This is a genomic window from Synechococcus sp. PROS-7-1, from assembly GCF_014279795.1.
Lineage (GTDB): Bacteria > Cyanobacteriota > Cyanobacteriia > PCC-6307 > Cyanobiaceae > Synechococcus_C.
Genome location: NZ_CP047945.1, coordinates 1759406 through 1776143, shown reverse-complemented (window position 1 = coordinate 1776143; position 16738 = coordinate 1759406). Strand labels below are relative to the sequence as shown.

The following is a 16738-nucleotide window of genomic DNA, read 5'->3' as shown; positions in this document are numbered from 1 at the left end:
GAACAAGTCGTTGCCGTCACCTTATGGCTGGCGGGCGGGGAATGCTTCAGCCAGTTGTACTGCTCCCGTTCCCATGCTCTGTTGCGAACCGCTACGGCATCCGTTCAGGCCGCAGGTCCAAGGCTTTGTGATGCCCCTAGCCCTGGGTGTGTCATCCCTGCTTCTCCTGGGCAGTGCCTCCATTCACACCCTCAGCCTTCAGGGGCGCTTGCGGGCGGCGGCCCATCAGCAGCGCGCCGCCGGCGCGGATCAGTTGCGCTCGGCGGCGCAGGCGTTTGCGGCGGCGGCCCAGGGCCCCCAGGCCTGCCTGCTGCTCTTGCCGTCTGCGGCCTGGGAGGCAAGGCCCTCCGCCTGCCCAGAGGCGAACCCCCAGCACTTAACGAACGGCGTTGTGGCTGGGGAGCCCTGGCGGCTGATCAACTGGCAGCCCGCTGCCAGCCGCGGAACCCTGCTGCTGGCCACCGCGAATGGCCGCCAGGCGCAGGTGCTCGTGCATCTGCTGGATGGCGTAGGCATCACAGCGCTCGGGGAGCCCCAGCTGCTGGGCCGTCCCGCTCAGGAGGAGGCCTGATGAACCTGGTTGAAGTGTTGATCTCCAGCCTGCTGCTGGCTGGAAGCAGTGCCGCGGCTTTGGGGGTGTGGAGTCAGGCAGCAAGCGAAGTGGCGGCGTCCACTCGGCTGGAACAGCAGGGTGATCAGTTGGAACAGCTCCGCCTGGCGAGCCATCGCTGGCTGATCGCCGAAGCCGGGGCCCACACCCTCACCAATGGCTCCTGCCGCTTTGCTGTGAGCAGCCTGAGCGCAGCCATGGATGAAGCGTTGCCGCTGCCAGAAGGGATACGCCGGCACCTGAGTGCCGATCCCGATGGCATTGGTCTTTGGCAGGAGCTCGAGGCGCACCCACCCCAAGGCCCTGCTGGTCCGCAGCGGCGCCAACTGATCACCCCCGCGGCCTACGGCCTGTGCCAGCCATGAAACGCGTTCGCAATGGATTCACCCTGGTGGAGGTGATGGTGGTGGTCGCCATCGTGGGCATCACCTGCAGCATTGGCCTGGTGCATGCCGGTGCCGACCGGGATCGGTTGCAGCTCGATGCGGCAGCCCGTCGCCTGCGCCTGGGACTTGAACGCGCCCGGCTCTCTGCCCGCCGGCATCAGCAGGCCTGTGCTGTGGCCCTTGGTCCCGAGGCCTGGCTGGCGGCCGAAAGCGACGCCTTGCCTCCGTGCAGTGGTGCAGCGCTTTCGCTCCAGGAGGGCGCAGCCCAGACCGGAATCAAGGTGCACACCAATTTGCCCTCTGTGGTGCGTGTGTCGGCGAACGGGTTGCTGCTCGATGGCGGCACCACGGTGCTGCGCCATCCCCGGGTGTCCGCCAGCCCCTGTCTGGTGGTGAGCCTGCCCTTGGGGATCAGCCGAATCGGCCGCTATGCGGCCTCTCCCCCAGTGGAGGGAGAGGCGTTGCGCAGCAGCCAGTGTTTGCCGTTGCCTCAGGAGGGCTGAACCGGTGATGGATCGCCAATGCGCCAGGGGCTTCACCCTGTTGGAGCTGTTGCTGGCTTTGAGTTTGGGCACTGCGTTATTTGCAGTGTTACTGCGCTTGATCGGAGCCGATCTGAGGCTGGGTTCGGCCATGGCCGAGCGCCTGCAGACCACAGGGCTGCAGCGCCGCACGTTGGCGCTGATCAAAGCCGAGATCGCGACCGCTCAGGGCTGGATGGTCGATCCACCTCCTTCATCCTCCTGGCCCTGTCGTCTCAGCGGACGGCGACCCGTGCTCGCCATCGCCATGGCGGCCGGCGATCCAGATGCCCGGGGCAGCGCTGTGATCGTTTACTCCGTTGGCCAGGCACCTTCTGCGATCTGGCGGGGACAGGTGCTGATGCGCTGCGGTCCGTCTTACGGGCTCGATGGCGTGATTAATCTTGAAGGGGCCTATCAAAATCGGGTGTTGCTGGATGCATTGCCCGATCGTTCCGTTCCTGGATTCAGCGCCCAGAACCATCCCACGCTTCCGCTGCTCCAACTGCAACTGGAGCAGGAGCTTCGTGATGGGTCTGGCCAACACCGGCGATTTCAGAGCCGTCTGGATGCCTGAGCCACGACGGGTCTTGCTCGGTGATCCCCTAGTTGGGGGACGACAAGGTCTTGGCTCTGCCTTGAAATGACTGTGTTGTTCCCAGGTTGGCTGATGCCCTGGCGGCCACGCCTGTTCACAGCACCATCCACAGCGATTCAGCGGCGTTTGGAACGCACAAGCCTGGTGGCCGTGTTGTTGGGCTACGGATTGCTGCTGGTGGTGAACCTGCAGGTGTTCGCCCAGCAGCGTTATCAACGCCAGCTGGACATCATGCGCAGGGCCGAGCGTGTCGTCCTGCGCAGCAGTGCCGAGCAGGTGGATGCGCAAACGCTGCAGCGCACCTTGAGCCACTTCTCCACCTTTGATCTGGCCCTCTGGGGGCATCCCACGGGCTTTCCAGCCGGCATGGTGATGCCCCAGCTCAGCAGCAACGATCTGATCGTCTCCACGCCGGCGCTGCGTTTTCAGGCCGAAGAACAGGTGCGCCGCATGTCCCGTCCGCAGACCTTTGAGGCCGAAGGCCGCACCTACATGGTGAGTGGCACGACCCTCACCCTGGGCAAAACCCCCTGGAGCCTCTATCTCCTGAAGGACGTGAGCGAGGACGTGGCCCTGCAGCGCCAGCTCAATGGGATCCTCACCGTGGCGGCCCTGTTGGCGTCGTTGCTGACGCTGATGATCAATCGCCGCGGAATTCAGCGCAGCCTTCGCCCCTTGCGCCGTTTTGGTGACACCCTCAGCGCTGTGCGCTCCAGTTCGCTGCAACAGCAACGCTTCACGCCGGGCCAGGAACCAGACGAGCTCCAGCCCCTTGCCCATGCTTTCAACGAGCTGCTTGATCGCCTGGCCCAGTCCTTTGAGCGACAGCGCCAATTCGCCAGCACCGTGAGCCACGAACTGCGCAATCCGATCACCTTGATCGCCGGCTACAGCCGCCGTCTGTTGCGTCGTTCCGACAACCTCTCCGAGGACCAGCGCCATCAACTGGCGATCGTCGAGGAGGAGAGCCGTCGGTTGGGGCGGCTGGTCACGGGCTTGCTGGCGCTCACGCGAGCCGAAACCGGCAGCCTGCAACTCGAGCTCCAACCCTTGAGTGTTTGCGAGGCGGTGCAGCAAGCGATTGCCCTGGCCGAGGGGGCTGGCGAACGCCAGTTTCTTTTCTGCCCTGCTGACGGCATCGATCCCCACAGCCTGCAGGCCTGGGCGGATCGCGACCGGGTGGTGCAGTGCCTCGTGAATCTGATCGAGAATGCATGCAAATACAGCCCCGCTCACACACCGGTTGAGATTGGCTGCTCCAGCACACCGTCGCGGGTGGAGTTGCGCGTTCGCGACCATGGCCCGGGAATTCCGCTGGACGAACGCAGCCTCGTGTTCGAGCGGTTCCGCCGTGGGCAACACAACACCGGCATCCCTGGCAGCGGCATCGGCCTGGCGGTGGTGTCCACCCTCGTCTCACAGATGGAAGGAGAGGTGTCCGTGGAGGACGGCGAGGGCGGAGGAGCCGTGTTCGTGATCAGCCTCAGGCGATGCCCTCGTTCCTCGGATCCACGGCTCCAGCCTCATCGCCAGTGAGGAGATAAAAGGCGATCACGGCGAGGCAGGCGATGGTGAGAAACAAATGATCGATCCAGCCAAAGCGCACGCCCATGCCCATCAGGGCGATGTGAGTGTTCACCACCACCAGCACAACGGAGAAGGGAGCGAACAACAACGCGGGCAGCGGCTGGACGCTGCGGCGTTGGCGCCACAGGCTCACTAAGGGGGGGATCAGCACGGCGGTTGAGAGCGCATGCAGCAGGCGCATGCTCACCTCGCTGTGCAGGTGGGGGGTGATCGTGGCCCAGAGGTTGGCCGGCACCAGCAATGTGCAGAGGATGAGGTAAGCGATCATCAAGCCGATTGCAGAAGGATGCGGAAGCGGCTGCCCATCCCGGGTTCACTGGCCACAGTGATGGATCCCCCCATCGCCTCCACCAGTAATTTCACCACGGAGAGACCGAGGCCGCTGCCGCTGTAGCCCCCGGTGTTCGACCCGCGATGGAAGCGTTCAAAGATGTGGGGTTGGTCGGTGCTGGGAATGCCGATGCCATGGTCGATCACCTCCAACTGAAGTCCCTCGGCAACCCGCCCCAGGGTGAGCTGGATCGGCTGATCCGGCGGTGAGTATTTGTGAGCGTTTTCCACCAGGTTGACCAGCACCTGATGCAGCCGGGATGCATCGGCCAGGGCGACGAGAGATGCCTGATCGTTGATCCCTTGGACTTCAATCGTGCGGCCATAGGCAGGCTCCTGCACGCGCACGATGGTCTCGATGAGTGGCTGCAGGGGCACCGCTTCCTCCTTCACCTGCAACCGGCCGGAATCACTGCGGGAGAGATCCAGCAGGTCGTTGAGGAGCTGCTGCATGTCGGTGGTTTCGTCCTGGGCGTCTTGGAGGCGTTGCATCAATGCCGGATCCAGATCCGGGGCCTTGCGCATCACCCGTTTCAGCGAACCAGACACGAGGGTGAGTGGCGTTTGCAGTTCATGGCTCACCGCGCTCACGAATTGGCGCTGCTGACTCCACGACCACGCCAGCCGCTCGATTAGGGCGTTGTAGGTGCGCGTGAGGCGGGTGAGCTCCAGAGGCCCCGTGGGGACCGGCAGAGCTGCCGATTTCAGCCCGTCGGCGGTGAGTTCAGCGCTGCGGTCGCTCAGATCCTGCAGTGGCTTGGTGATCCGTCGCACCAGCAGGGTGACCAGCGCCAGGGAGCCCCCGAGGCAGCTTCCCCAGATCAGGATCATCCAGCCCAGGAATTCTGTTTGTGATCGGCCCAGCCCGGTGATTTCCGTGCTGCTCCAGAGCAGGGCACCGGAGTTCAACTTGCGGTCGAGCAGGGTGAGGTAATCGCGCCCACTCACCTCGATCACATGGGCCTGTCCTGGCGTGCGCGTGCTGTTGGCGGCCATGGCTGTTTGCAGCAGGCCCTCTGGTAATGGCAGGTGCGAGCGCTCTGGGCTGAGCACTGAACCATCTGGCTGTTCCAGCCAGAGTTGAGTGCGCACGCTGGAGTGATCCTGCAGTTCTCTGCGGATCACATCCTCTCCCTCGCCGCCGTGGGCCACCAGGCAGAACGCCAGCGATTCCGAACCAGCCCGGAGCTCCGCTTCCCCCACCTGCAGGCGTGTGCGCTCGCTCAACCAGAGCCCTGTGCTTGTGGCCGCTGTGAATCCCAGCAGCACGGCGGCATAGGTGGCCAGCTGCAACTGCCCCAGCATGCTGCCGGTGAGGCGTTGCTTCCAGGGGCGCGACGGTTGCATAGGTCAATCCTGCTCGTTGCCGCCCAGGCAGGCAAGAATGCACCCCATCACACGCTTGCGCTGACGTGAGCTTTGCGTCGTCTCCCTTGGGCACCGCCCGGCCGAGCCTCTCGGGCCGCATGGCGCGCTGGGGTTTGGTGATCGTGGCGATTTATGTGCTCGTGGCCTTGGTCACCCCGCTGTTGCTGGCCGCTGGAGTGTTGCCCGACCCCAATGCCGGGCTGGACAACCCCATCTATGCACCCCCGTCCCTGCAGCACTGGTGCGGCACGGACCGGCTGGGGCGGGACGTGTGTGTGCGCACGTTGCAGGGCAGTGGGGTGGCGTTGCAGGTGGTGCTGCTGGCCGTCGCCCTTGCCCTTGTGATCGGGGTGCCCCTGGGCATGGTGAGCGGGTATCTCGGCGGCGCTGTGGACCGGATCCTGGTGTTGCTGATGGACACCCTGTACACACTGCCGGTGCTGCTGCTGTCGGTGGTGCTGGCCTTTCTGCTCGGTCGGGGCATCCCCAACGCCGCGGCAGCCCTCTGCGTGGTGTATGTACCGCAGTATTTCCGCGTGGTGCGCAATCAAACAGCCCAGGTGAAGGCGGAGTTGTTCGTGGAAGCCGCCCGCACCCTGGGGGCGGGGCCGGTCTGGATTCTGCGCCGTTATTTGCTGCGCAACGTGATCACCTCCGTTCCGGTGTTGCTCACGCTCAATGCGGCTGATGCGGTGTTGGTGCTGGGTGGCCTGGGATTTCTTGGCCTTGGTTTGCCGGAAACGGTTCCGGAATGGGGCAGTGATTTGAACCTGGCCCTGGCTGCTGTCCCCACGGGCATCTGGTGGACAGCCCTGTATCCAGGGCTGGCGATGTTCATCCTGGTGCTGGGGCTCTCCTTCCTGGGTGAAGGGTTGGAGGCTTGGGTGAGCAGCACGGGCCGAGACGCGGCACACTGAAAGCAGCGCTTGAACCATCCATGCCGTTCTGGGCCACGCTCGTCTTGCTGTCGCTGATGGTGACCCTCTGGGTGTCGGGCCGCGGCAATCCCGACGATGTGATCGGCCTGCTCGAGCAGATGCTGGCTATCACCCTGGGGCTGGTGGTTCTGTTCATCGGCCGTAGCCTGCTGCTTGAGGTGCTGGCGCTGGTGTTTGCGCTGCGCTTGCCTGCAGCCCGTCGCAACCATCCGGTTCAACAGCGCACCCAAGGCAGCAAAGACGTGTTGATGCCGTTCTGATTGTTGGCGTTCTTAAGCAACGAAAAGACGATCCTCAGAACGCCAGCTGAAACGCCACGAGCAAGCCCATCACAGTGAGGATGGCGTATTCCGAGAAGCTGATAATCCCTAGAGGCGTTTTGGTGTTGCCTCCCACGCAGGCGCAGTTGAGGGCGAGCTTGTCGACATACACCGCCTTGATCACCGAGGCCATGCCGGGCAGACCCACCACCAGCGCGGCCCAACCGGCCAGAGGCAAGGGCGAGTTGAGCAGAAATCCAAGGCCGATCAGCAGCTCAATGCCGGGATAGAGCTTTCCCCAGGGCCGCCAGCGCTGGGTGATGAGGTCGTATTTCACGAAGCTGGCCGCGAACGACTCCACATCCATCAGCTTGAGCATCGCCAGCGCGCAGATCGAAAAGCCCATGAAGTGCTGGATGATGCTGTCGCCTAGCACCAGGGCCATCAACAGAGCCGTGCCAAACACGGCGACCACGGGTGTGTAGGAGTAGTCAGCGCTCTCCGGCTCTTCTCCCAACGCAGCGGCGAGATCGCTGTAGCCCCCGATGCGCTTGTCGCCCGAGAAAATCTGCGGCGTGGTCGGCACGTTGTGTCGCTGCTTGAAGGCGTTCACCTCCTCTTGGCTGCTGAGCAGGTGGTCCTGAAAGGCGATGCCCCGGCTCTTCAGCAGCGCGATGGCCTTTAGTCCCCAGGGGCACTCATGCTCCGGCAGCGACATGCGATAGAGATGCACATCACCCAGTTCGATGGCCATCGCGGGGCGGTCGCATTCACTGATTCGGACCGTAGCCGCTGGCTCGAAGGTCAGCAGCGCAATCTGGCGGTGCGCGGAAGATCCTCAAGGATCTCTCCATCCCCGCTCAGTGCTGGATAGCTGCGTTCCTGCTCTCGGCACCAGGCGGCCACCTGGGGATAGGCCCATTCGAACAGCAGATCGCCGTATTGCTCCGCTGGGATGCCTTCACCGTTGTGCGGTGCCACGCCCGCTGCCTGCCGTTGACGCAGCGCTTCGAACAGCAGGGTGGCCGTGGCCACCGACACATTCAAAGACTGCACCATTCCCCGCATGGGGATGAATACGGCCTGGTCCATCAAGCCCGTGGCCTCCTCGGTTAGACCCCACTTCTCAGCGCCGAGCACGAAGGCGCAGGGCCCGGTGAAGTCGCAGTCGCGGTAATCACGAGCATCCACGCCCAGGTTGGTGCCGTAGAGGCGGAAACCCCGCTCCTTGAGATGGCGCACCGCTGAACCGATATCGGCGTGGTCGCGGAGGGGAACCCAGCGCTGACTGCCCTGGGCAGTGCTGTTGAAGGTTCTCGGTCTGCCTCTGAAGCTCACCGCATGGGCTTCCAGCACACCCACCGCATCGCAGCTGCGCAGGATGGCCGAGAGGTTGTGGGGTTTCTCAACATGCTCCACCAGAACCGTGAGGTCGGCCATCCGTTGATTGAGCACGGTGCGCAGGCGCTCGAAGCGGCGGGGGAGCAGGGGCATCAGCCGATGGGGGAATGCATGGAGCCTGCTTCGAGGGTATGCAACGCCCTGCCCAGTCAAATTCCGACGCAACCTTGAGGCCGATCAGTCATGAATCGGCGTTGAAGCGATTCAGCATCAAGGTGACTTCACAAGCACTGGCATGAAGCGTTCGTTCGGCACCGGCATTGCTGTGGTGATCGCCCTGGCGACCACGGCACCTGCGTTCCATCCCCCGGCTGCGGCTGCACCCCTCACGGTGTATGACTACGACAGGGATGATGTTGATCGCCGCTATGGGCACGCAGGGCGACCGGTGCGATCCAGTGCAGCTGCCGACACTGATACCAATAGCTGCGTGGAAGGCAGCGTGATTGGCGGATTGCTGGGGGCCGGTCTGGGCGCTGCTCTGTCTCGAGGCAATGGTCGCTGGATCGGTGTGCCGGTGGGAGGCGCTGCCGGTGCCCTGATCGGCTGTCAGGTGGATGGTGGTTGATGGCAAAGGCGCCCTCCTGCCTTGGCTTTGATGGGCGTGTTTATGCCGTCGTCGCCCTCCTTCCCCATGGACGGCTGGCGACCTACGGGCAGGTGGCTGACTGGATCGGCGCCTATGGCTGTGCGCGGCAGGTGGGTTGGGCCCTGCGCAGGCTCTCTCTTCCATCGCCCATCCCTTGGCAGCGGGTGGTGAATGCCCAAGGAAAGATTTCGATGAGCCTGAGCCGCGAGGGCTCTGATTGGATCCAGCGTGAGCTGCTGATCAGCGAAGGCATTCCCGTGGATGACGAGGGGCGGCTGCCGCTGCGCCGTTTCCTCTGGGAGCCGGATCCCTTGGCGTTGCGCGAGGCGCTAGGTCTGGATGCTGTGTGGCCTGACATGCGTGAGTGAGTCGCCGTCTCGATCCGAAACGCCCGGGCTGCCGTCGCGCCGTGTCGCCTTGGAGGTGCTGGAAGCTGTTGCGGCTGGGGCTTACGCCGATGTCGCCCTCGAGCGGGCACTGCGCCAGCACCCCTTGCAGGCCGCTGACCGCGGCCTGGCCACCGAATTGGCCTATGGCGCGATTCGTTGGCGTCAGTGGCTGGACGCCTGGCTCGACAAGCTTGGAAAAGTGCCAGCACGCAAACAGCCTCCACGCCTGCGCTGGCTGCTGCATCTCGGGTTGTACCAGGTGCTGCGCATGGAGCGGATCCCTGCCGCCGCTGCGGTGAATACGTCGGTGGAACTGGCCAAACGCGGCAAGCTGGCGCGCCTGGCGCCTGTGGTGAATGGTCTGCTGCGTGCAGCGCTTCGGGCCCGTGAGGCGGGCGACGGTTTGGTCCAGCCGACTGATCCTGCGCTGGCGCTGGCTCAAGACCAGTCGCTGCCGCTCTGGTTCACCCGGGATTTGTTGCGTTGGTGCGGCCCGACTCAGGCCGCTCAAGTGGCGCAGGCCTGCAATCAGGTGCCGCTTTTGGATCTGCGCATCAACCGGCTGCGCTCATCGCCAACAGAGATGGCCGCACGTCTGGCGGAACGCAGCATGCCCACGGCCGTCATCCCCGGCTGTCCGGATGGCTTGCAGGTGTTGGAACCGGCAGGGGATCTGCGTCAGTGGCCGGGGTACGACGAAGGCCATTGGTGCGTGCAGGATCGTGCGGCCCAGTGGGTGGCTCCGTTGCTGGCCGCAGAGGCAGGGCAGCGGGTGCTGGATGCCTGCGCCGCGCCCGGCGGCAAGGCCACCCATCTGGCGGAATTGATGGGTGATCAAGGTGAGGTTTGGGCCGTGGATCGCTCTGCCGGGCGCCTGCAACGGGTGGCCGCCAACGCTGCTCGACTTGGCTGTGGCTGCATCAACGCCTTGGCGGCGGATGCAGCGCAGTTGCTTGAGGAACGCCCGCAGTGGCGAGCTTCCTTTGATCGCATTCTGTTGGATGCCCCCTGTTCAGGTCTGGGCACCCTGGCCCGTCATCCTGATGCTCGCTGGCGCATCACCGAAGCTTCGATTGCAGATCTGGTGCAGCTTCAGGCCGGCCTTCTCGATGCATTACTGCCGTTACTCAAGCCTGGCGGACGCATCGTGTATGCCACCTGCACCGTCCACCCTGCCGAGAACACCGATCAGATTCATGGCTGGTTGCAGCGCCATCCCCAGCTTGTACTCGCATCTGAGCAGCAGCGCTGGCCTGATCCGCTGGGGGGAGATGGGTTTTATGCGGCCGTGATCACTGCACCGGCAAGGGCCTGAAATTTTCATCCACCGGAGGTCCCCCCGCTGGGGCGACGTAACGGGGCTGCGGCGCTGCCGGTGCAGCCGGCGGTTCCGTTCCCCCCATGAAGGGCTCTTCACCGGGCGCCCAGAGATCAGGCCCTGGAGTGAAGTCGTATCCCTGGTATGGGGCTTCGTCTCGTCTCCCGGAGGGTTTGGCTTTGCCGGGAGGCTGGAACGTGCGTGTGAGCACGGGCTTGGGAGGGAAGTTCTGCACTTGGTAAGTGCCCTTCACCTCCTCCATGAACTGCTTCCAGGCCCAGGCCGCTTCCCCGCTGTTGCTGTTGGTTTCGTTGTTGTTGTCGTAGCCGAACCACACCGCTGTGGTGAGTTGTGGAATCGATCCGATGAACCACAGATCCCGCGCCCCCTCCGAGGTGCCGGTTTTGCCGGCCACAGGACGGTCATCCAGGCGGGCGGCGGCGCCGGTTCCTCCGGTCACCACCCGTTGGAACATCCAATTCATGGCGTCAGCGACGTCGCTGTCGAGGGCCCTCCGTCCTTTGTCGCCATCCACGCGACGGCTCCAGAGCACGTTGCCGTCGGGGCCTCGGATTTCTTCAAATGCCGAGGGAGTGACGTACACCCCGCGATTGGCAACAGCGGCATAGGCGGCCGTCATGTCAAGAACGGTCTGCTCGTAGGCCCCGATGGCCATGGGGTAGTACTTGCCCAGTGGGCGCTGATTGCCAATGCCCAGCTTGTTGGCGGTGCTGATGATCGCGTCAAACCCGACCTTGTCCTGCAGTTGCACGGCCACGGTGTTCAGTGAGTTCTGCAGAGCGTCAGCCAAGGAAATGGTGCCGAAGTATTTGTTGCCGAAATTCTTGGGGCAGTAGCCGGCCCAGCAGCGGGGGGCATCCACGAAGGTGTCTTCCGGTTTCACGCCAGCATTGATTGCAGCGGCGTAGGGGAACAGCTTGAAGGTGGAACCAGGCGAGCGCAGGGCCTGGGTGGCGCGGTTGAACTGGCTGCTGCTGAAGTCTTTGCCTCCCACCATCACGCGCACCAGACCTGTGCCCGGCTCCATCGAGACAATCGATCCTTCGGTGTCGAACGGTGCAAATTCACGCACCACGGCTTGTGCTTTCTTCTGCCACTTCAGATTGAGGCTGGTCCGGATTTTCAGGCCACCCACTTCCAGCTGTTCCGGGGTCAGCAGGCGGGGCAGTTGCTGGGCGACCCAGCTGGTGAAGAAGGGCGCTGCACTGTTGAAATACTTGGGAACAGCAGGTTTGAGCGCCAACGGGCTGTTGCGGGCCTGCTCGGCTTCGCTTGCGGTGATGAAGCCCGCCTGACGCATGCGGTCGAGCACCAGACTGCGCCGTTCCAGGGCTAGTTTCGGATTCACCAGAGGGGAATACACCGAAGGCGCTGGGGGCAGGCCGGCGATCAAGGCGGCCTCTGGAAGGTTGAGCTCGTCGGGAGTTTTGGAGAAGTACACCCAGGCGGCATCGGCGAGGCCATAGGCGCTGGAGCCGAGATACACATAGTTGAGGTACTGCTCAAGGATCTGCTCCTTGCTCAGTTGGCGTTCGAGCTTGTAGGCCAGGGCCGCTTCCTTGAGCTTGCGGGTGAGCGTGCGGTCCTGGCTCAGGAACACCGTGCGGGCCAGCTGCTGGGTGATCGTGCTGGCTCCTTCGCGCACAGCTCCCTGGCGGACGTTGCGCACCAAGGCTCGGCCGATTCCCCAGAGATCCACACCGTCGTGGTCATAGAAGCGGCGGTCTTCAGCGGCGATGAAGGCCTGCTTCACCAGCAGGGGCATCTGTCCCGGCTCGATTTTTTCCCGTGTGGCAGGTCCGAGCTTCTGGATGACTCCACCGTTGCTGGAGAGCAGGGTGATCGTGCCCGGACGGTTGAAGCGACTGATGCCGCGGGCATCGGGGAGGGTGGCGTCGAAGGCGCGGGTGACAGCGGCCTGGGCGAGGGCCACACCAACACCCACCACGACGGCAGAGCCACCGATCAGAGCCCAGTGACGACGGGTGCGGGTCACATCCCCGGGGTCAGTGAGCTATGGCCTATCGCCAGGGCCGTCACCAGCATGCCGAGCACCAGGAATGGCTGGGCGCTGGCTTGATATTTCACGTCGTAGGCCACGGGGTCCCGTAGCAGCCAAATGTCCTGGAAAGTGATCTGAGGCACGATCAGCAGCACAAGCAGCACAGCAGCGAAATGCTGCCCGATGGCGATCAGCACGGCAACCATCAACAGCTGGAAGATATCGATCATCCCTGCGCTGATCCAGCTTGCTGGCCGAATGCCGAATGCAACCGGAAGTGACTGGAGCCCAAGAGCACGATCACCTTCCACGCTCTTGAAATCGTTAACCACGGCGATGCCGAGTCCTGCAAGGCTGTAAGCCAGCGTGAGCAGTGCTGTGGCCCAGGTCAGCTGACCGAACAGCGCTTGTCCGGCCCACCAGGGAAGAGCGATGTAGCTCGCTCCAAGGGCGTAGTTGCCAAGCCAGCCGTTTTGCTTGAGCTTTAAGGGGGGAGCGGAATAGATGAAGCTCACAAAGGATCCACCCAGTGCAAGCAGCAAGAGCACCGGGGTGGAATGCCCGGCCCAGAGATCCAGGGCGTAGGCCACGGCGAGTCCCGCCAGCAGCAACACCCAGATCTGCAGTTTCACCTGGCCCAGAGGAATGGCCCCTGATGGGATCGGCCTGTAAGGCTCATTGATCGCGTCGATCTCGCGATCGTAGTAATCGTTGATGGTTTGGGTGTAGCCAGCCAGCAAGGGACCACTCATCACCATGCAGGCAAGGGCTGCTGCGAAATGATCCAGGCGCCACTCGTAATGACCGCTGGCCGCTGCACCACAAACCACACCCCAGATCAGCGGGATCCAGGTCACGGGTTTCATCAGCTGCAGGCGCAGCTTCCAGATGTTGGTGGTGCCGCTGGCACCTTTCATGCCGAGCAGCTGACGGGCGTCACTCACGCGTTGAGTCCTCAGGCGGGAGCAATTTCATCTTCAAAGAACCAGTTGGTTGACCCATCACTGAGCTTTACAACCACACCGATTCCTTTGCCATCCACGGTCCGAAAATCAGTCACGGTGCCGTTGGCATCGGATTTCAGCAGTTCGACAAGAGCTTTGGGAATGCGATCACGAACGCGGGTGACGCGCACCTTGGAGCCGATGTCGATGGTGACTGCCTGCTGTGACATGGCCTGCGAGGCTTGGAAAGTGGCCGCAACCCTAACAGCCGCAAATCAAACGCCATGGTCGCTCTCCGCCTGATTCCCTGCCTCGATGTGGCCGCTGGTCGGGTGGTGAAGGGCATCAATTTTGTGGGATTGCGCGATGCGGGAGATCCGGTTGAGCTTGCTTGCCGTTACAGCGAGGCCGGAGCCGATGAGCTGGTGTTTCTCGACATCGCGGCCAGTCACGAAGGGCGCGCCACTCTCGTAGATCTGGTGAGGCGCACGTCCGAGCAGGTCACGATTCCATTCACTGTGGGTGGAGGGATTGGCTCTGTGGAAGGCATCACGGAACTGCTGAGGGCCGGAGCCGACAAAGTCAGCCTCAATTCATCAGCGGTTCGGCGTCCTGAACTGGTGAAAGAGGGTGCGGAACGTTTCGGTTGCCAGTGCATCGTTGTGGCGATCGATGCCCGTCGGCGTGATGGCGGCGGTTGGGATGTGTACGTGAAGGGTGGTCGCGAGAACACCGGCCTTGATGCTGTGGACTGGGCCCGGGAAGTGGCCAGGCATGGAGCTGGAGAAATCCTGCTCACATCCATGGATGGGGATGGCACCCAGGCGGGATACGACCTCGACCTCACCCGTGCTGTCGCACAAGCGGTTCCGGTTCCAGTGATTGCCTCAGGTGGAGCCGGGACGCTCGATCACATTGCGGCGGCCCTCGACCAGGGGCCGAGCGGTGGACAGGCATCGGCCGCGTTGCTGGCGTCCCTGCTTCACGACGGCGTGCTGTCTGTTCAAGAGATCAAAACCGACTTGTTACGACGTGGTTTGGCAATTCGCCCCCTTGAGTTCGCTCCGGATTATTAAAGTTTTTAAACGCGATGCGAAGTGGCCAGCGCCGTGCTGCTCCCAGGATCCAACCCCACTGTTCCGAGTGCACTGTTGTTGCCGGTGGAGGCTCCATGGTCGCCGGCTCCCTGGATTGGCCTCGCCCTGGTCAGCGTCGTGATCGCTTTGGTGGCCTGGGGGTTGCAGCTCATGCAATCGGCGGTTGACCAACAGGAGTTTTCATTGATGTTGGCTGGATGTCTGGTGTGTTCAGCTGCGGTTGGACTGGCCACGGTGATGGTGATGACCCTGAACGACTTCTTGCTTTGAGACCAGGAGATCCAGACGCTGTTGAACAGCTGTTCAATGACGCAGCGCCGACCTACGACCGGCTGAACGACCTGCTCAGTCTCGGGTTGCATCGTCAATGGAAACGTCAGCTGATTCGTCACCTGGATCCGCGTCCGGGTGAGGTCTGGCTGGATCTCTGCTGCGGCACCGGCGATGTTGCCCTCGCTCTGTCTCGTCGGGTTCGCCCTGGAGGCCAGGTGGTTGGGGTGGATGCGGCCGAGGCGCCACTTGCGGTTGCGCGCAGTCGTGCAGGGCGCGAGCCCTGGTTGCCTGTTGAGTTCCAGCAGGGCGATGCCCTGGACCTGGATTTCGAAACCGCTTCGGTTGACGGGGTGGTGATGGCCTACGGGCTGCGCAACCTTGCTGATCCGGCGGCTGGCCTCAGAGAGATCAAACGGGTGCTTCGGCCTGGGGGCCGGGCAGGCCTCATTGATTTCAATCGTTTGCCGTCCACCTCCTTGGCGGCACGCTTTCAGCGGGCGTATCTGCGGCGTGTGGTGGTGCCTGTCGCCGAAGGGCTTGGCCTCAAAGACCATTACGCCTATCTCGAAGCCAGTTTGCAGCGCTTTCCCGATGGGGCTTCCCAGGAACTGCTGGCGAAAGAGGCAGGCTTCTCGCGTGCCTGTCATCGCGCCATTGCCGGTGGGCTGATGGGGCTTTTGACCCTGCGTGATTGAAGAGCCATAACACCTCATGTTGTATCGCTTGCGACAGGCGAGACCGATGGCTTATGAAAGAAATGATTAAGAAACGGGGGAATGCACGTTGGCCTTTCCGCTGCCATCGCTGTTGTCGTCAATCGAAGATCTCCTGGATGAAGTCCAGTGGTTGGACGGGATGATCCTTGTGACCGACTCGCAGAAAGCAACATTCGTGTCGTTCTCGCAGGTGGATCCCGTTTTGCGCCGACTGCGGTCCCGTCCCAGGGGAGCGGAGGTCGCTGAACAGCTCTGCATGTCCCTGCTTGAGACCCATGGGAAGGGGGCGTCCAAGCCTGTGCTCGTGTTTCAGGGAGATGGCAGTTTCTGGCTGGGCATGATGGGTCCAGGCCATGGCCATCCCCATCGTCACCACGCCATCGCCCATCTCCACCGTTGCCTGTCCCTGAGTTGAGCCGGGAAGGCCTTTGAGGAGAATGCCTTGCAACGGCTCCAACGCACGGATGCATTTTCAAGACATCATCAGCACCCTCAACCGTTTCTGGTCTGAGCAGGGATGTCTGTTGCTCCAGCCCTACGACACCGAAAAGGGGGCTGGAACCATGAGTCCGCACACTGTGCTGCGCGCTATTGGGCCTGAGCCTTGGGCTGTGGCCTATCCAGAACCCTGCCGCAGGCCGACCGACGGGCGCTATGGCGATAACCCCAACCGAGCTCAGCACTATTTCCAATACCAGGTGCTGATCAAGCCCTCCCCCGACGGCATTCAGGAGACTTATCTCGCGTCATTGGAGGCTCTGGGCATCAGGGCCGCTGATCACGACATCCGCTTTGTGGAAGACAACTGGGAGTCCCCCACCCTCGGTGCCTGGGGTGTGGGCTGGGAAGTGTGGCTGGATGGCATGGAGGTCACTCAGTTCACCTATTTCCAACAGTGCGGTGGTCTGGATTGCAAACCCGTGTCGATTGAGATCACCTACGGCCTCGAGCGCCTGGCGATGTATCTCCAGGATGTGGAGAGCATCTGGGATCTGAGCTGGAATGCCCAGCGCAGTTACGGCGATATCTGGCTTCCTTTCGAGAAGGGTCAGTGCCATTTCAACTTCGAGGCGTCCAACCCAGAGCGGCTGAAGCAGCTGTTCGCGATCTATGAAGCCGAGGCCACGGATCTGATTGCCCAGAATCTGCCCGCTCCGGCCCTGGATTTCGTGCTCAAGTGCTCGCACACCTTCAATCTCCTCGAGGCCCGTGGCGTGATCTCGGTGACCGAACGCACGGCCACCATCGGCCGGATCCGCACGCTGGCCCGCCAGGTGGCAGAAGCCTGGCTGGCTGAGCGAGAAGCGCTCGGATTTCCCCTGCTGGAGCCGAGTGCGGCGGCTGCAGCGGTCTGATTCTTTTGCGGCCAATGGGGGAATCCTCGGTGCAT

Annotated in this window: 22 protein-coding genes; 15 read left to right on the top strand and 7 right to left on the bottom strand. The window is 63.0% G+C overall.

Going from position 1 to position 16738, the window contains the following annotated elements; translation table 11 throughout:
• Nucleotides 1–73: 73 nt before the first annotated feature.
• The 5 genes from SynPROS71_RS09655 (at nt 74) to SynPROS71_RS09635 (ending at nt 3651) form a co-directional block, all read left to right on the top strand.
• Nucleotides 74–571 (top strand): hypothetical protein, encoded by a 498-nt coding sequence (locus SynPROS71_RS09655; protein ID WP_186594773.1) that lies wholly within the window; start codon nt 74–76, stop codon nt 569–571.
• Complete coding sequence (locus SynPROS71_RS09650; protein ID WP_186594772.1) at nt 571–975, top strand: hypothetical protein; 405 nt, start codon at nt 571–573, stop codon at nt 973–975. The genes SynPROS71_RS09655 and SynPROS71_RS09650 overlap by 1 nt, the downstream gene beginning before the upstream one ends.
• Nucleotides 972–1499, top strand: coding sequence for a GspH/FimT family protein (locus SynPROS71_RS09645; RefSeq protein ID WP_186594771.1), 528 nt, complete (start codon nt 972–974; stop codon nt 1497–1499). Before SynPROS71_RS09650 ends, SynPROS71_RS09645 begins: the two co-directional genes overlap by 4 nt.
• Before the next feature lie 7 nt (nt 1500–1506).
• Nucleotides 1507–2094 (top strand): prepilin-type N-terminal cleavage/methylation domain-containing protein, encoded by a 588-nt coding sequence (locus SynPROS71_RS09640; RefSeq protein ID WP_186594770.1) that lies wholly within the window; start codon nt 1507–1509, stop codon nt 2092–2094.
• Between the two features lie 66 nt (nt 2095–2160).
• Nucleotides 2161–3651, top strand: a complete 1491-nt coding sequence (locus tag SynPROS71_RS09635; protein WP_255442100.1) for a HAMP domain-containing sensor histidine kinase — start codon at nt 2161–2163, stop codon at nt 3649–3651.
• On the opposite strand, the gene SynPROS71_RS09630 is transcribed toward SynPROS71_RS09635, so the two are convergent.
• Together SynPROS71_RS09630 and SynPROS71_RS09625 are read right to left on the bottom strand one after the other, a co-directional pair.
• Nucleotides 3599–3970: a hypothetical protein gene (locus SynPROS71_RS09630; RefSeq protein WP_186594767.1), complete on the bottom strand. Its 372-nt coding sequence runs from the start codon at nt 3968–3970 to the stop codon at nt 3599–3601. The two genes, SynPROS71_RS09635 and SynPROS71_RS09630, sit on opposite strands and share 53 nt — an antisense overlap.
• Nucleotides 3970–5379, bottom strand: a complete 1410-nt coding sequence (locus SynPROS71_RS09625; protein ID WP_186594766.1) for a HAMP domain-containing sensor histidine kinase — start codon at nt 5377–5379, stop codon at nt 3970–3972. Before SynPROS71_RS09625 ends, SynPROS71_RS09630 begins: the two co-directional genes overlap by 1 nt.
• Before the next feature lie 119 nt (nt 5380–5498).
• On the opposite strand from SynPROS71_RS09625, the gene SynPROS71_RS09620 reads away from it, so the two are divergent.
• Entirely contained in the window at nt 5499–6317 is an 819-nt protein-coding gene (locus SynPROS71_RS09620; protein WP_255442509.1) for an ABC transporter permease, read from the top strand.
• A gap of 20 nt (nt 6318–6337) precedes the next feature.
• Entirely contained in the window at nt 6338–6598 is a 261-nt protein-coding gene (locus SynPROS71_RS09615; protein WP_186594764.1) for a hypothetical protein, read from the top strand.
• Between the two features lie 34 nt (nt 6599–6632).
• Here the strand turns inward: SynPROS71_RS09615 and SynPROS71_RS09610 are convergent, their stop codons facing one another.
• Complete coding sequence (locus SynPROS71_RS09610) at nt 6633–7352, bottom strand: MauE/DoxX family redox-associated membrane protein (protein ID WP_186594763.1); 720 nt, start codon at nt 7350–7352, stop codon at nt 6633–6635.
• A gap of 50 nt (nt 7353–7402) precedes the next feature.
• Nucleotides 7403–8092 (bottom strand): tRNA (guanosine(18)-2'-O)-methyltransferase TrmH, encoded by a 690-nt coding sequence (gene trmH, locus SynPROS71_RS09605; RefSeq protein WP_186594762.1) that lies wholly within the window; start codon nt 8090–8092, stop codon nt 7403–7405.
• A gap of 142 nt (nt 8093–8234) precedes the next feature.
• Between trmH and SynPROS71_RS09600 the strand changes: the two genes are divergently transcribed.
• From SynPROS71_RS09600 to SynPROS71_RS09590, 3 genes are read left to right on the top strand one after another with little or no spacing between them, the layout of a single operon-like run.
• Nucleotides 8235–8567: a glycine zipper 2TM domain-containing protein gene (locus SynPROS71_RS09600; RefSeq protein WP_186594761.1), complete on the top strand. Its 333-nt coding sequence runs from the start codon at nt 8235–8237 to the stop codon at nt 8565–8567.
• Nucleotides 8567–8956: an MGMT family protein gene (locus SynPROS71_RS09595; protein WP_186594760.1), complete on the top strand. Its 390-nt coding sequence runs from the start codon at nt 8567–8569 to the stop codon at nt 8954–8956. Before SynPROS71_RS09600 ends, SynPROS71_RS09595 begins: the two co-directional genes overlap by 1 nt.
• A complete protein-coding gene (locus SynPROS71_RS09590; RefSeq protein ID WP_186594758.1) occupies nt 8928–10292 on the top strand; it encodes a 16S rRNA (cytosine(967)-C(5))-methyltransferase in 1365 nt (454 codons plus the stop codon). The genes SynPROS71_RS09595 and SynPROS71_RS09590 overlap by 29 nt, the downstream gene beginning before the upstream one ends.
• On the opposite strand, the gene SynPROS71_RS09585 is transcribed toward SynPROS71_RS09590, so the two are convergent.
• The 3 genes from SynPROS71_RS09585 to SynPROS71_RS09575 are packed head-to-tail and all read right to left on the bottom strand — an operon-like array spanning nt 10270 to nt 13492.
• Nucleotides 10270–12312 carry a transglycosylase domain-containing protein gene (locus tag SynPROS71_RS09585; protein ID WP_186594756.1) on the bottom strand — a complete coding sequence of 681 codons (2043 nt, stop codon included), beginning with the start codon at nt 12310–12312 and terminating at the stop codon, nt 10270–10272. The genes SynPROS71_RS09590 and SynPROS71_RS09585 overlap by 23 nt on opposite strands.
• Nucleotides 12309–13262 carry a chlorophyll synthase ChlG gene (chlG, locus tag SynPROS71_RS09580; protein ID WP_186594754.1) on the bottom strand — a complete coding sequence of 318 codons (954 nt, stop codon included), beginning with the start codon at nt 13260–13262 and terminating at the stop codon, nt 12309–12311. The genes SynPROS71_RS09585 and chlG overlap by 4 nt, the downstream gene beginning before the upstream one ends.
• An 11-nt stretch (nt 13263–13273) precedes the next feature.
• On the bottom strand, nt 13274–13492 hold the full coding sequence (locus SynPROS71_RS09575; RefSeq protein ID WP_186594752.1) for a DUF2862 domain-containing protein: 219 nt from the start codon (nt 13490–13492) through the stop codon (nt 13274–13276).
• Between the two features lie 54 nt (nt 13493–13546).
• On the opposite strand from SynPROS71_RS09575, the gene hisF reads away from it, so the two are divergent.
• The 5 genes from hisF to glyQ all read left to right on the top strand — a co-directional run bounded on the left by hisF (nt 13547) and on the right by glyQ (nt 16703).
• Entirely contained in the window at nt 13547–14338 is a 792-nt protein-coding gene (hisF, locus tag SynPROS71_RS09570; protein ID WP_186594750.1) for an imidazole glycerol phosphate synthase subunit HisF, read from the top strand.
• A 21-nt stretch (nt 14339–14359) separates the two neighbouring features.
• Nucleotides 14360–14629 carry a hypothetical protein gene (locus SynPROS71_RS09565; RefSeq protein WP_255442098.1) on the top strand — a complete coding sequence of 90 codons (270 nt, stop codon included), beginning with the start codon at nt 14360–14362 and terminating at the stop codon, nt 14627–14629.
• Nucleotides 14626–15327 (top strand): bifunctional demethylmenaquinone methyltransferase/2-methoxy-6-polyprenyl-1,4-benzoquinol methylase UbiE, encoded by a 702-nt coding sequence (ubiE, locus tag SynPROS71_RS09560; RefSeq protein ID WP_186598026.1) that lies wholly within the window; start codon nt 14626–14628, stop codon nt 15325–15327. The genes SynPROS71_RS09565 and ubiE overlap by 4 nt, the downstream gene beginning before the upstream one ends.
• Before the next feature lie 88 nt (nt 15328–15415).
• On the top strand, nt 15416–15763 hold the full coding sequence (locus SynPROS71_RS09555; protein WP_186594748.1) for a hypothetical protein: 348 nt from the start codon (nt 15416–15418) through the stop codon (nt 15761–15763).
• Between the two features lie 49 nt (nt 15764–15812).
• Nucleotides 15813–16703: a glycine--tRNA ligase subunit alpha gene (glyQ, locus tag SynPROS71_RS09550; protein ID WP_186594746.1), complete on the top strand. Its 891-nt coding sequence runs from the start codon at nt 15813–15815 to the stop codon at nt 16701–16703.
• The last annotated feature ends 35 nt before the right edge of the window (nt 16704–16738 follow it).